11 protein-coding genes are annotated in these 14,425 nt (G+C 47.5%); all 11 read left to right on the forward strand.

Going from position 1 to position 14,425, the window contains the following annotated elements; translation table 11 throughout:
• Positions 1-17 precede the first annotated feature (17 nt).
• The 11 genes from LTAR_RS00650 (at position 18) to LTAR_RS00700 (ending at position 14,409) form a co-directional block, all read left to right on the forward strand.
• Entirely contained in the window at positions 18-2,534 is a 2,517-nt protein-coding gene (locus LTAR_RS00650) for a glycosyltransferase family protein (RefSeq protein WP_062420202.1), read from the forward strand.
• Positions 2,531-5,128, forward strand: coding sequence for a glycosyltransferase family 39 protein (locus LTAR_RS00655; RefSeq protein WP_158423364.1), 2,598 nt, complete (start codon positions 2,531-2,533; stop codon positions 5,126-5,128). Before LTAR_RS00650 ends, LTAR_RS00655 begins: the two co-directional genes overlap by 4 nt.
• An 86-nt stretch (positions 5,129-5,214) precedes the next feature.
• Entirely contained in the window at positions 5,215-5,760 is a 546-nt protein-coding gene (locus LTAR_RS00660; RefSeq protein WP_062420204.1) for a winged helix-turn-helix transcriptional regulator, read from the forward strand.
• Complete coding sequence (locus tag LTAR_RS00665; RefSeq protein WP_062420205.1) at positions 5,757-6,722, forward strand: GDP-L-fucose synthase family protein; 966 nt, start codon at positions 5,757-5,759, stop codon at positions 6,720-6,722. Before LTAR_RS00660 ends, LTAR_RS00665 begins: the two co-directional genes overlap by 4 nt.
• Positions 6,723-6,739: 17 nt before the next feature.
• The gene (locus LTAR_RS00670; RefSeq protein ID WP_062420206.1) at positions 6,740-7,600 is read left to right on the forward strand and encodes an ABC transporter permease; all 861 of its coding nucleotides are present in this window, start codon (positions 6,740-6,742) and stop codon (positions 7,598-7,600) included.
• Positions 7,601-7,602: 2 nt separating this feature from the next.
• The gene (locus tag LTAR_RS00675) at positions 7,603-8,868 is read left to right on the forward strand and encodes an ABC transporter ATP-binding protein (RefSeq protein ID WP_062420207.1); all 1,266 of its coding nucleotides are present in this window, start codon (positions 7,603-7,605) and stop codon (positions 8,866-8,868) included.
• A gap of 2 nt (positions 8,869-8,870) precedes the next feature.
• Positions 8,871-10,493, forward strand: coding sequence for a hypothetical protein (locus LTAR_RS00680; RefSeq protein ID WP_062420208.1), 1,623 nt, complete (start codon positions 8,871-8,873; stop codon positions 10,491-10,493).
• Between the two features lie 2 nt (positions 10,494-10,495).
• Positions 10,496-11,362: a class I SAM-dependent methyltransferase gene (locus LTAR_RS00685; RefSeq protein WP_062420209.1), complete on the forward strand. Its 867-nt coding sequence runs from the start codon at positions 10,496-10,498 to the stop codon at positions 11,360-11,362.
• A gap of 29 nt (positions 11,363-11,391) precedes the next feature.
• On the forward strand, positions 11,392-12,399 hold the full coding sequence (gene pseB, locus LTAR_RS00690) for a UDP-N-acetylglucosamine 4,6-dehydratase (inverting) (protein ID WP_062420210.1): 1,008 nt from the start codon (positions 11,392-11,394) through the stop codon (positions 12,397-12,399).
• Positions 12,396-13,322, forward strand: a complete 927-nt coding sequence (locus LTAR_RS00695) for an SDR family oxidoreductase (RefSeq protein ID WP_062420211.1) — start codon at positions 12,396-12,398, stop codon at positions 13,320-13,322. Before pseB ends, LTAR_RS00695 begins: the two co-directional genes overlap by 4 nt.
• Positions 13,323-13,338: 16 nt before the next feature.
• Positions 13,339-14,409 carry an N-acetylneuraminate synthase family protein gene (locus LTAR_RS00700; protein WP_062420212.1) on the forward strand — a complete coding sequence of 357 codons (1,071 nt, stop codon included), beginning with the start codon at positions 13,339-13,341 and terminating at the stop codon, positions 14,407-14,409.
• The last annotated feature ends 16 nt before the right edge of the window (positions 14,410-14,425 follow it).

A 14,425-nucleotide genomic window follows, 5' to 3' on the forward strand; every position in this document is an offset into this window, starting at 1 on the left:
ACCAGGGTATTACACCCATGTTCAAATCACTTGGAAAAGAACTGGTTAACTGCGGGGAAAAGTATTTATTACCCCTACTATTTATTTATATTTTCTGGTTCAGTCTCTCTTCCGGGAATGAAATATTGTTACTGCCTGGAAACATAACGGTAAACCGCATTATTCTTCTATTGTTTCCTGCAATAATTGGTCTGGCCAGTTTGGGAGCATTAATACTTTCGATTATTAGAAAACCAATGGTTGATTCTCGGATATCAACTATTACTGGCAATGCGAAACAAGTTGAGTCGATTAATCTGTATTTACCGGTTGCCTGGCTGGTACTACTGGTAATCAGCTTTCTAACTCCGGGAATTCTGGGATCTCGATGGCCGATTTATGTAAGGATAGATCCGCTATTGAGATTGGCATTTGTTACCGTCAGTGCGGCGTGGATATTCTGGTTATTTAAAACGCGCAAACCTCGAAACGGTCTATCAGAATGGGATTGGCAGCCATGGGCAGCTGGCCTACTTCTGGGTTCTTTGATCATCATCTTTTGTCTGTTGGTAGGCATCACTGGCAAAGGGATAGGTGTTGGAACGCAATACTGGGGAAAATCTGGAGTCCCTTTCTTGCACTGGCAGATGGGTCTTTCATGGATCTTGATGCTGATCTGGTTGCGGGTAAACGGTGGAAAGAAAGATCAGGTTCCCTGGCTGCAGGATGTTATTCTATTTACTATCCTGTGGTTGACGGCTTTCTATATCTGGAAAGGAATACCGACTCCAATCAGCCGCTATGTTACGGCAGCCTATCCACCCAATTATGCCAATTACCCGTTTTCTGATGCGGGTGATTATATGTTGCAGGCGCAGGCTATCTGGACGGGAAATGGATTTTCCTTTGGTTTCATTGATAAACCCCTTCATCTTACATTTCTCTCCATCCTCAGTCTCATTGCCGGAGCAGACTATTCCCGAATGATTCTCTTTCAGGTGGGCGTTCTGGCCATCATGCCCGGTCTGGTTTATCTGATTGCTGCAAAATTGCACTCGCGTCTATCAGGAATTTTTGCCGGTCTGTCTGTAATTTTTATGCAAAGCAACAATCTGGCGATCTCCAGCAGCATCCAGGCAACCAACGTCAAGATGACCATGTCGGAATCATTAACTGCCATGCTGCTAATGGTGCTATGCCTTTGTATTATCAACTGGTGGAAGAATCCCCGTTCTTTGCTGGCGTACCCGGCATTGGCAGGAACAATCCTCGGTTTGAATGGATTGGTCCGTTTGAATGGCCTGGTTATTCTTCCATTTATCTTGATTGCCTGGATAGTTATTAATGGAATCAAGCGGAAAACTACCTGGATTTCCGCTCTTATTTTTGTCCTTTTCTGCATTCTTCCGTTCGCCCCGTGGGCTTTACGCAACAAGATCGTGTACGATGATCCATTCCGTTCATTTTCCAGCAAAACGATGGGGGTTATTTTCAAACACCGGATCAACCCTGTCCTAAATGATACCGGTGACATGGTACCCTCGCCAGAAGCTGATGACTCTGATGTCAATGCAGTTGCACCTGCGCAAACCACGTTAGAAGTTTTGCTTAACCAATTCATTCATACTGGTTTTCATAATCTGGTGGCGGTTGGGTTATCCTTACCGGCATCTCCTTACCACACAACACTTGATGAGACTATCCGCCTACCATATTGGGATCAGGAATGGGACGGTGGCTTTACACAAAACGGTCAATTAACTCTGGCGATAAATATGGCGATTGTTGTCGCCGGATTTTCATTCGGGTGGAAAAAAAGCCGATCTGTTTCCATTGTTCCATTGATTATTCTCGGCGGCTATTTGATTGCCAATACTGCATCACTGGTTTCAGGTGGTCGTTACATCATACCGGTAGATTGGATCGTACCATTCTATTTCTCAATTGGAATCACCGGACTAACATTGTGGCTGTTTGACCTGGAATCTGTACAACAACCAGATAGAATTGTAGAAAACAACCTGTGGAAAACCGGTGCCTGGCTTTGGTCTTACATAGGTCTGGCGTTAGTAATTGCCTGCCTTCCTACTGTTTTGAGTTTGTCCATTCCCAAGAGATATCTTCCCGCGGATAACACTGCTGTGATGAATGAAATGCGAAAAATGCATCTGAACTTGCCGGCCGCAATTTCTTCGGCAGAACTCGAAAAATTCGTCTCGAATAAAGAGGCATCATTCAAATTGGGGATGGCTATGTTTCCCCGGTGGATGAAAACCGGAGAAGGTGATACAGGTGGAAATGGTTCAGCTTTCAGCGCAATGCCTTATGATCACCTTTCATTCTCTGTTATTTCGTCTGGCAAAGGTCCGTTTGACGTTGTATTGCCAATCAATGAGCCAGTACGGTATTTCCCCAATGCTTCAGATGTGATTCTGATTGGCTGTCAGACAAATTCATTTTTTAATGCTGCTGTTGTTGTATTACGAACACCTCAGCCGGTAGTTTTAGTGCGTCCAGATATCAAACGTCTTGAATGTCCCCTTCCACAACCATGAAATCACGTCGAATTTTCACTGTTTGTTCAATACTTACTGCTTTTGAAGCCCTGGCTTCGATAGTCTGGCTGGCATTAATGCCTGCTGAAGCCGGAAACGCGCTGGCATTTGGGTATTCTCTTCAAAGGCTTATGCTCATGACCGGCCTGTTAATTTTGATGTTAACCGCAGGCTGGTTTGCCCGGAAAATTATTAACTCCCCTGAATTTCTGGTTGGAATAGAAAAAATCGCTGGCAAAGCTAGCGTGATTCTCTCTGCCGGTTTACTACTTGTTATTACCTGGGTTCTGGTTTTTTCCCCTTCATACCAGTGGGGACGATGGGGCGGTTACAAAGAACGACTGTTACCCATTCTGATATGGATATTGTTGTTCAGTATCCAATTGATGGTTATTTGTGTCTGGTTAATAAAACAGAAATATCCGGTTTCGATTGTTAAAGTGATAAGAACTGACGCTGGAATGATCAATTCATGGCGGATTGTGCTATGCATTGTGTCAGTATTTGTGGTTGCCGTGGCTGTTTTTCGACTTGGTATCACTCCTGATATTGTGTATTGGAATAATTTTAATGTTCCCATTTTGGGTATACAGATTATTGGTGTTCTAGTATTCTCTCTCCTTTTCTTGGGCGCGTTATCTACAACCGGTTTCTTCTCTAATCGTCATCAACTGTCTGATTTTGTTATTGGTATTTTGATCTGGGGTTTTGCCATAATTCTGTGGACGCAAACCCCCATGCCACATAGCTATTTCTCACCCGGGCCGTATTCGCCCAATGGCGAAATGTATCCCTTTTCTGACGCGGCAGGATACGATACCTCGGCACATAGAGCGATTATCGGAGAAGGTCTTGGTTCAAAACGATATGTAGATAAACCGCTTTATATTGCCTTTCTGACAGGCATCCATTTGTTGGCTGGAAACCGTATGGACACAGTTGTGGGTGTTCAGGTTGCCGTAGTTGCCTTATTACCCGTTTTACTTTACCTCCTGGGAAAAAGAACACACAGCCGGCTAGCTGGTTTTCTGGCCGCAGGATTTATTATTTTTCGAGAAGTAAACAATATTCAGGGAACACTCCTGGTGCTCTCTACCAATACCAGGGTACTCATGAGTGAATCACTGGTAACCTTGCTGCTGGCAATTTTTGTGTATACATTTACGATCTGGGTAAATAATCGCCAGGATAAAAAATACCTGGCTTGTGCCGGCGGAGTACTGGGACTTGCAGCCCTTGTACGTTTGAATCCCCTTCTGCTATTACCGATAGCAGCGGGTGCAATTCTTTTACTATTTTGGAAACAGTGGAAGCAAGGATTGATCAACGTGGTTTTATTCGCCGGCTTTTTCCTTTTGGCAATACTTCCATGGACGGTGCAATCCTATGTCCAACATGGCAAATTGTTATATTTCCAGTCAACATTCCATGGTGTGGTCATGGAACAGCGTGCATTCTATGCATTGAATACACCTTCTCCGAAACCAGTTCCTGAAAGCACTCTTTCCCCCACATCACAACCAAATCCAACATTAGCTCAAAAACCATCTGACTCTGAAAAAGCTGTGTCTACTAACAAGACCTGGATAAGGATTACAGGAATTACCAGGTATGTTTCAGCTCATTTCTTTCATAATGTAATCAGTGCTGCTGCGGTTTTCCCTGTTGATGTTACTTTGGAGTCTCTGGAGAAGACTATAAAAGCTCCAGGTTCTTATTGGAGTCTGGAATGGATTGGGGGATTTAATGCCGGGCAGATAATCCCCTTTATCCTGACAATGCTCATTTTTTCGCTTGGCATGGCTTCCGGTTGGATTAAGTGTGGTTTTTCTGGTATTGTACCGGCCGGATTCTTTGTTTCCTACAGCCTGGCTACTGCTGCAGCCCGAACATCCGGTGGACGATATATCCTTCCGGCAGATTGGGTTTTCCTGTTGTACTTTGCTTTTGGTCTTGCACAGATAGTTATTTGGATCAATTTGTGGCTGAATAATAACCTGTTTACAACCGTACTTGTGCCGGTTGAGAATGATCCTGCTGAAAATAGAAAAATGTTACCGTTGGTTAATCTGGCTGTCATATTTCTCCTAATCGGTGGAACACCGACCATTTTTGACAGATTTATTTCTCCCCGATATACAATTCTCGATAAAACCAGTATCCGGCAAGAGTGGAGTGAAGATTGGATGCTTCGATCACTCGATATTACCCGGGAAGAGTGGGATGCTTTTATCACTCAACCTGATGCGGTTGTTTATGAAGGCAGGGGACTTTATCCCCGTTTTTATCCTCAAAATCAGGGAGAACCAGACCGGTTTTCATCTGCCCGGGCTCAAGCCTTTCCGCGTTTGGTGATGGATGTGGTAGGACCTCAGGGAAATATGAGTGGTGTATTGCCATTGGATAAAGCCCCGGAACCCATTCCCAATGGTTCTGATGTAACTGTTGTTGGTTGTCGTTCGAAATTGAATGATGACTGGTTTGCCGTTATTATCGAAGGACAGGATGGCATGACCCTGCGTCGGTCTCCAAAGACCAGATGGACCTGCCCGGCAACTCTGCCTGTGTGTGACGATAACCGCGTTTGCCAGTAATCTTAAAAATGGTCCGGGTGGAATTCCGGTCTTGACCGGGTAGTACAACCGTTTTATAATTCAACAATTGAATTTAGGACGGCGCAATGGGACTCAACCCTGACTCCGCTAGAGACCTGATACTTTTAGAACATATAGAGCAAAATCCGGATGCCACTCAGGCGAGTCTGGCAGCGCAGGTGGGTGTGGCTGTTGGAACGGTTAACTGGCATCTTAAGCGCTTGGTGGCAAAAGGATACGTAAAAGTCCGGCATGCAGAAAGACGCAAACTCCGGTACATCATTACGCCTGACGGCATTGCCCTCCGAGCCAATCTGACAGTGGATTACATCCAGAATTCGTTCCGTCTGTATCGCCTTGTTCGGGAACGGATGGAGACTACTCTTCAACAAGTCCGCCAGGCTGGATATGATCAGGTGACCCTGACTGGTGATGGGGATGTGGCGGATGTATGCCGTCTAACCTGTGCTGAACAAAATATAAAAATACTTGAATCTGGTCAAGTCCCCCACCTTACGATCAACGGTTTAAAAATATTCACCGAATGGCCTGATGGGAAAGACCCATCTTCGTCCAATATATCGGATTCTATTCGCATAGAGCACCTGGAAGGAGACAGTCAAACGAAATGACATCGAAAACAAACCAGGATTTTTGGAAATCAAAAAAAGTTTGTGTAACCGGCGGAGCTGGTTTTCTCGGCTCATTTATCGTTGAGAAACTGAAACAGCGCGGCGCAAAAGAAATTTTCATCCCAACCATCGAAGAATATGATCTTGTCAATGGTGATGATGTGCGCCGGGTACTGGATACCAGTAAACCTGACATCGTGATTCATCTGGCCGCCCAGGTAGGAGGAATTGGTGCCAACCGGGAACACCCTGCTGATTTTGTTTACAGCAATGCCATGATGGGTTTGCAGCTTATTCATGAATCATGGAAACGCGGCATCGAAAAATTCGTGTGCCTGGGTACCATCTGCGCGTACCCAAAATTTACTCCAGTGCCTTTCAAAGAAGAGAATCTGTGGAATGGTTACCCGGAAGAGACCAATGCTCCATATGGATTGGCAAAGAAGCTTCTTCTGGTGCAGTCACAGGCATACCGGCAGCAATACGGATTCAACTGCATTTACCTTTTGCCGGTCAACCTATATGGCCCGCGTGATAATTTCCGTCTGGATAGCTCGCATGTAATTCCGGCACTTATTCGCAAATGCGTTGAAGCACAGGAAGCCGGAGCGGATTCCATTGAAGTCTGGGGGGACGGGTCACCAACCCGGGAATTTCTGTATGTAGAAGATGCCGCTGAAGGTATTTTGATGGCGGCTGAAAGATACAACGGACCAGAACCAGTCAATCTGGGTTCTGGTAATGAAATCTCCATCAAAGATCTTGTCAATTTGATTGCCCGATTGACGGGATTCAACGGGAAAATCATCTGGGATGCCAGCAAGCCGAATGGGCAGCCCCGCCGTGGGTTGGATACGACCCGTGCCTGGGACTATTTTGGTTTTCGAGCTCAGATGAGCTTTGAAGACGGCCTGCGCCGGACCATTGACTGGTACCGTGCCAACAAATCATCGATCAAATAGAGATTGGTAAATGTAAGATGACGGTTGAAAGTAATGCTTTGGTGAAAGCTGAAGCACCCCGTACAGTTGTAATTAAGCCGGTGAATGGCTGGGCTGCGTTGAACCTGAAAGATCTATGGGTCTACCGCGAATTGATCTATTTTCTCACCTGGAGAAACCTGAAAGTTCGCTATAAACAAACAGCGCTGGGGGCTGCCTGGGCAATTTTGCAGCCATTCCTCACCATGGTGGTCTTCAGTATCTTCTTTGGCAATCTGGCCAAGGTTCCATCAGATGGTGTGCCTTACCCGATTTTCTCGTATACTGCCTTGCTCCCCTGGACGCTGTTCTCAAAAGCTTTGACAGATGCCGCCCATTCCTTGGTGCAGAGCAGTCACATGATTACCAAAGTGTATTTCCCCCGGTTGATACTGCCTCTGGCCTCCATTCTTTCCGGGTTGGTGGACTTTGCCCTGGCATTCATTGTGCTGTTTGGCATGATGATATTTTATGGCATGATGCCAACGGCCAATGTCTGGACGATCATCCCCTTTGTTCTTCTGGCATTAATTACAGCCCTGGGTGTTGGTATCTGGCTTTCAGCCATGAATGTCCTCTATCGAGATATTGGGTATGTTCTGCCTTTCCTGACCCAGTTCTGGATGACCCTGACACCAATTGCCTATCCGGCAAGTCTGCTGCCTGAAAAATGGCGGCTGATCTATGCACTCAACCCCATGACAGGGGTAGTGGAAGGTTTCCGCTGGGCCTTGCTGGGTTCGGCTGCAAGCGCGCCAACCGGAATGCTGGCGGTTTCAACAGGTATATCATTCCTGATTCTGATCACTGGTTTATATTACTTCCGTAGAATGGAACGGCGTTTTGCCGATATGGTGTAACCATGAGCGATATAGCCATCCATGCGGAAAACCTTGGAAAACAATACATCATTGGTCAACGACCTGCCGCATATACAACCCTGCGTGAAACATTATCCACAGCTTTCTCGTCATCCGTAAAAAAACTGGGGGATGGACGAGGAGAAAACAACAAGTTCTGGGCTCTCAAAGATGTGTCTTTTGATGTGCAACAGGGACAGGTACTGGGAGTCATTGGCCGAAATGGAGCGGGTAAGAGCACGTTACTCAAACTCCTCTCGCGTGTGACTGATCCGACAGAAGGAAGGGCTGTGATCAATGGCCGGGTGGGTTCACTTCTAGAAGTAGGCACCGGTTTTCACCCGGAATTGACCGGCCGCGAAAATATCTCGCTTAATGGCGCCATCCTCGGTATGAAACACTCCGAAGTTGAACGCAAATTTGATGAGATCGTTTCGTTTGCCGAAGTGGAACAATTTATTGACACTCCAGTAAAACGATACTCCAGCGGCATGTACCTGCGCCTGGCATTTGCCGTGGCAGCACACCTCGAGCCGGAAATTCTTGTGGTGGATGAAGTTCTTGCCGTAGGGGATGCTGAATTTCAGCGAAAATGCCTTGGCAAGATGAGTGATGTGGCTCACCAGGGACGTACCGTTCTCTTTGTCAGCCATAATATGTCTGCTATTTTACGATTAACTGATGAGACTATTGTGATTGAAAAGGGCCATCTGGCCATGCGGGCTCCGACACCACAGGCTGTGGACTACTATCTCTCGGCCGGGTTTTCACAGGAAGGACAGCGGACCTGGCTGCCGGATGAAATACCGGCGGATGCGGCGCCATTCAAACCTGTGTCCATCCGGGTTCGCAATCCTCAAGGGAATGTGGTGGATACACTCCGTTCGACAGAACCTGTGACAATCGAAATCGAATACGAACTTGATGCTCCCATAACAGGTTTGCGTGTGGGTATGTATCTGCTCAGTATGCGCGGTGAATATATTTTGACCAGCTTTGACACGGACGATCCTGAGCAATTTGATCGGAAATCAATCCGTAAAGCCGGTCATTATGTCAGCCGATGTACGCTTCCGGCTGATATGCTAAACGAAGGCCGTTTTATGATCGCGGTGAATGCCAGCACCTTCCGAGTAAAACGGTATTTCCAGGATGAACAGGCTCTTACGTTTAATATAGATGCTGCCGGTGCCCCCGGTATGCATTGGCCGGAACCCCGGTTGGGCCCGATTCGTCCACGTCTGACCTGGAACATTGAGGAAGTGTAAAAATGACAGCGGCAGCAGCAGGAAAAGATGTTGTAAAAGAAATACTGGGTCAAATTCCCTTTACCGTTGAACTGTACTGGCTTATTCGTCAACGCGGAAAGGCCATTAACAGCCATTTCAGTCTGCGGCACCTTCAGGATGCCTTGCCTGACATGGTTCAGGATGCCCTTGAATTGCGTAAAACGGCACCGGCAGGCAAAAAGATTTTTATCTTTGCTACATTACATTACTGGATAGAACATGCCGCTTTGACAGGTATTGCTCTGGCGGCACAGGGGCATGATGTTACCCTCGGGTACCTGGCTCAATCAGACTGGCAAAAACCGATTTCTCGTTTTGATCTGCGCAGACAGGATCTGTATGCCCGCAAGGTACTCAGCGCGGCAGATCCTGTGATGCGGTCAATTTCATTTGTCAGTGGAAGAATACCCTTTGCACCTGTCTCGGATGAAATCAGTAAGCTGGTTCAGCAGGTGAGTGAATTTGATACCCAGTACTCTTTGCAGATAGAAGAAATCGACCAGAAAAATGAGGTCTACCAGTTGAGGAAGGAACGCAACGAAGAGGCAGCCCTCACAGCTTATTCGTATATGAAGGAAAACAAACCCGATGTGGTGATCGTTCCAAATGGGACCATTCAGGAACTGGGTGTGGTCTATCGCATAGCACGATTACTTAAAATACCTGTGACAACGTATGAATTTAGCGATCAACGCCAGCGTATCTGGTTGGCCCAGAATAATGAGGTCATGCGCCAGGATACCGATGCCCTGTGGAGAGCCCGGCAGAACACGGCGTTGAAAGAAGATCAGTTTGAACGGCTGCGTTCCATGTTGATGGCCCGTCAACACGGCGCTATGTGGGAGAACTTCGCCCGGCAATGGCAGGGAACTCCGTCACAGGGAGGCGAAAGCGCCCGAAAGGCACTTGGTCTTGACAATCGTCCGGTTGTTTTACTGGCTACAAATGTTCTGGGTGACAGCCTGACACTCGGGCGTCATCTCTTCAGCAAAACCATGGCGGAGTGGATCAGCCGGACCGTGCAGTATTTTGCCGGTCGTCCTGATGTGCAATTGGTAATCCGCGTTCATCCGGGTGAAGTATTGACACACGGAACGTCCATGATGAAGGTGGTTCACGAAGTATTTCCCAAATTGCCGGAACACATCCGGTTGATTGGCCCGTCGGAAAAAGTGAATACCTACGATCTGATTGAGGTGGCTGATGTCGGCTTGGTCTATACCACCACTGTCGGGTTGGAAATGGCCATGAATGGTGTGCCGGTTATTGTAGCCGCCCAGACTCATTACCGAAATCGCGGATTTACCCTTGATCCTGATTCGTGGGTAGCCTATTACAAAACACTGGGGCAGGTTTTACAGAATCCGGCAGCTCATCGGTTGAACCGCCAGCAGGTGGAAAAAGCCTGGATGTATGCCTACCGCTGGTTCTTTGAATTCCCGCTTCCGTATCCGTGGCACCTTGTGCGGCTGTGGGACGATTACAAGGCTCACCCTCTGAAAAGTGTGGTGGGTCCGGATCATAATACTGAATTTGATGCAACATTCCGATATCTGACGGGTGAACCCATCAACTGGGTTTCCTCAGAAACCGGTCAGGAGTAACAGTGGATAACAAGGATGTTAAACAGCAGGTCCGATCCTTCTACGATCAGGTAGGTTGGAAGATGGTCGGAGATGGCATCTACCAGAATGCCCGTTATGAAGATCTGCGCCCGGTTTCACGCGAATACATTCACCGCTGTCATTTGCGGGTCAACCGTCATTTGAAGCCATCCGGCAACTTATTGCTGGATGCCGGTTCCGGGCCGGTGCAGTACCCGGAGTATCTGACATATTCAGACGGTTATCAGCACCGGGTTTGTTTGGATATCTCCATTCTGGCTTTGAAAGAAGCCCGCAATCGTCTGGGTGACCACGGTTTATTTGTGGTGGCCGATGTGGCCAATTTACCATTCAAGCCTGAAGTATTTGACGGTCTGGTTTCCCTTCATACCCTGCATCATTTGCCGCTGCCGGATCAAAAGAAAGCGTATTTTGACTTCCTGCGGGTTCTAAAACCAGACTGTACAGCCGTGGTGGTTAACGGATGGACGGATTCTCCGCTAATGCGCCTGGCCAGGCCATTTGTGAGATTCATGGAATGGTTTGGAAAGACACTCTCCGGGCAGCATGGTGAAGATAAAGAAACAGTGTTGAAATCAGCCTGTTTTGGAGTGGAACCACCAAGGAAGGAACCAACCGGTACATTTATCAAGAAATTCAGTCCGGAATGGATGAAAACAGAAATTGCTCCGCAGGCCAGATATGAAATATTTTGCTGGCGGAGCGTGAATGTACGTTACCTTCGGGCAATTGTTCATGCCGTTTTCGGTGGCAAAATCTATCTTAAAATGTTATACCGGATGGAAGAGTGGTTCCCGAGATTTTTCGGTGAAAAGGGGCAATATCCCCTGATTGTTCTATATAAATAAGGCACATGTGCCAGATTTTGGAGTGATACATGGATTGGTCAAAACAGGTTGTACTCGTAACCGGTGGCACCGGATCGTTTGGAAAAAAAATGATCAAGATTTTGCTGGAAGAATACCATCCAGCAAAAATCATTGTCTACAGCCGTGACGAATTGAAACAACATGAAATGCGTGTTGCCGGTTATGAACATCCCAGCCTGCGGTATTTTATTGGTGATGTGCGTGACCAACAACGTCTTCGTCGGGCTTTCCACGGAGTAAGCCTGGTAGTGCATGCCGCCGCCTTGAAACAGGTTCCTGCCTGTGAATATAATCCCATGGAAGCCATCAAGACGAATATCCTCGGTTCGAGTAATGTCGTCGATGCCGCTCTGGATGCCGGTGTCGAAAAGGTGATTGCCTTAAGCACGGATAAAGCAGTCAATCCGGTAAACCTCTATGGCGCCACCAAACTGGCCGCAGAAAAACTATTTGTTCAATCCAATGCGTACGCCGGTGGGACTGCCACCCGCTTTTCCTGTGTGCGGTATGGAAATGTTGTAGGCAGCCGCGGTAGTGTGGTGCCGATCTTCATCAAACAACGGCAAAATGGGATATTGACCATCACGGATGATCGGATGACCCGCTTCTGGATTTCGTTGGAACAGGGTGTGCGCTTCACTTTGCGTTGCTCAGAGCAGATGTCTGGCGGGGAAGTATTTGTCCCGAAAATTCCCAGCACCACCATTACCGATCTGGCCAAAGCCATAGCTCCAGACGCCAGGATCAATATTATAGGCATCCGGCCGGGCGAAAAATTGCATGAAGTATTGATTTCGGAAGACGAAAATCGCAATACGATTGAATTGGACGACATGTTTGTTGTTCAACCGGCGGAAGCCTATTGGTTTGGCCGTGAGTGGGAAAAACGGGGCAAACCACTTCCTTCAGATTACCGGTATGCCAGTAATACCAATACAGAATGGCTGAATGTTGACCAGATTCGGGAACTGGTGGCGCCATTTGAGAATAATGGAGATTCGGGCAACGCAGAATGAACCGACTATTGGTCACCGGAGCGAGCGGATTGCTGGGAATCAACCTGGCACTGCGCGAATCAGCGCACCGGGATGTGATCGGTGTTACTCATTCGCATAGTTTAACTGGAGTGCCATTTAACGTCAGGCAGGTCAATTTGACGGCTGATGGTGCGATTGCCCGGATGATCGAAGAAATCCGACCGGATGTGGTAATCCACTGTGCGGCCATGGCGGATATCGATAGTTGTGAAAAACAACCGGAACAGGCAGAGCTGGTCAATTCAGTGGTGCCGGGAGTGCTGGCGGATATTTGCGACAAACAGGATATCCGTCTGGTGCATCTTTCTACCGATGCCGTGTTTGACGGCACCAGGGGAGATTATCTGGAAACTGATAGTCCACACCCGTTATCGGTGTATGCCCAAACCAAACTGAAAGGTGAACAGGCTGTTTTAGATGCCTGTCCAGATGCCATTGTAGCCCGGGTGAATTTTTACGGCTGGAGTCTGACGGGAAAAAGGAGCCTGGCGGAATTTTTTTACAATAATCTTTCCGCCGGTCATACGGTTAATGGCTTCACCGATGTGGAATTCTGTCCGTTATTTGTCAACCACCTGGCTGACTTGTTGATGAGCCTGGCCGATAGTTACCACACTGGATTGTTCCATGTGGTAAGCCCTGTATCGTTGAGTAAATATGAATTTGGCTGCCGAATCGCCAATGCCTTCGGTTTTGATGATCATCTCATCAATCCGGTATCTGTGAAGAATGGCGGACTTGTCGCCCGGCGTTCACCCAAATTGACGCTCAATACAGACAAATTAAAAGATGCTCTTCAGATCGTACTTCCCGGCGTGGAAGAGGGCATCCATGCTTTCTTCGAACAATACCTGACCGGTTTCCCACGAAAACTACAGGAATACCTGAAGAGAAGTGAATAACTACGGAGGAACTTCTATGGAAATCCGCATTGGAAATCATGTGATTGGAAATGACCACCCCACTTATTTCATCGCTGATATTGCCGCCAACCATGATGGAAGCCTGGAAAGAGCCAAAATGCTTATCCGTCTGGCAAAAGAGGCAGGAGCCGATGCGGCCAAGTTTCAGAATTTTCAGGCTCCGAAAATCGTCTCAGACTATGGATTCAAATCCATGGGTGGGCAGGTATCTCACCAGGCAAAATGGAAAAAAACAGTTTTTGAAGTATATAAAGACGCTTCGGTTCCGTTTGAGTGGACACCGGTTTTGAAAGAGGAATGCGATAAGGTGGGGATTGATTATTTCTCATCACCGTATGATTTTGAAGCCATTGATTACCTCGATCCGTTTGTTCCCGCTTACAAAATTGGTTCAGGTGATATCAATTGGCCCGAGGCACTGGAACACATGGCCCGGAAGAATAAACCCGTGCTTCTGGCAACTGGTGCATCTGATATCGGTGATGTGCAACGGGCCGTCCACATTTTACTGGCTATCAATCCGCAGCTTGTGTTAATGCAGTGTAATACCAATTACACTGCCAGCCTGGAAAACTTCAATCACTTGCACCTTCGGGTACTGACCACTTATCACAGCATGTATCCTGACCTGATTCTGGGACTTTCTGATCACACTCCCGGGCATGCTTCCATACTGGGGGCGGTGGCTCTGGGTGCACGGGTCATTGAAAAACATTTTACCGACGATAATTCACGCGAAGGTCCTGATCATGCATTTGCCATGAACCCGAAGAGCTGGGAGGATATGGTTGTGAACACCCGCCAGTTGGAGCGGGCGCTGGGATCCGGTGATAAGTTTGTGGCCGAGAATGAAAAACAGACGGTATATCTGCAGCGCCGCTGCCTGAGGGCAGCTCGCGACTTAAAGGCTGGAGACGTGATTTCTCGTGAGATGATCGATGTGCTGCGTCCGGTTGCTCCCGGGGCCATATTGCCGAACGAACTGGATGCCGTAATCGGTACGCGATTGCTGAATGATCTTCCTGCCGGCAAGGAAATCTGCTGGACAGACCTGGGTCGGGCATAGAATCGTCTGAGGTCAG

Origin of the sequence: Leptolinea tardivitalis, from assembly GCF_001050275.1 — a bacterium.
GTDB classification, from domain to species: domain Bacteria; phylum Chloroflexota; class Anaerolineae; order Anaerolineales; family Anaerolineaceae; genus Leptolinea; species Leptolinea tardivitalis.

Excerpts from the sequence above, each read along its gene's own strand:
- LTAR_RS00675 (WP_062420207.1), top strand. The coding sequence starts at position 7,603 with ATGAGCGATATAGCCATCCATGCGGAAAACCTTGGAAAACAATACATC.
- LTAR_RS00660 (WP_062420204.1), top strand. The coding sequence starts at position 5,215 with ATGGGACTCAACCCTGACTCCGCTAGAGACCTGATACTTTTAGAACAT.
- pseB (WP_062420210.1), top strand. The coding sequence starts at position 11,392 with ATGGATTGGTCAAAACAGGTTGTACTCGTAACCGGTGGCACCGGATCG.
- LTAR_RS00665 (WP_062420205.1), top strand. The coding sequence starts at position 5,757 with ATGACATCGAAAACAAACCAGGATTTTTGGAAATCAAAAAAAGTTTGT.
- LTAR_RS00650 (WP_062420202.1), top strand. The coding sequence starts at position 18 with ATGTTCAAATCACTTGGAAAAGAACTGGTTAACTGCGGGGAAAAGTAT.
- LTAR_RS00655 (WP_158423364.1), top strand. The coding sequence starts at position 2,531 with ATGAAATCACGTCGAATTTTCACTGTTTGTTCAATACTTACTGCTTTT.
- LTAR_RS00695 (WP_062420211.1), top strand. The coding sequence starts at position 12,396 with ATGAACCGACTATTGGTCACCGGAGCGAGCGGATTGCTGGGAATCAAC.
- LTAR_RS00700 (WP_062420212.1), top strand. The coding sequence starts at position 13,339 with ATGGAAATCCGCATTGGAAATCATGTGATTGGAAATGACCACCCCACT.
- LTAR_RS00670 (WP_062420206.1), top strand. The coding sequence starts at position 6,740 with ATGACGGTTGAAAGTAATGCTTTGGTGAAAGCTGAAGCACCCCGTACA.
- LTAR_RS00680 (WP_062420208.1), top strand. The coding sequence starts at position 8,871 with ATGACAGCGGCAGCAGCAGGAAAAGATGTTGTAAAAGAAATACTGGGT.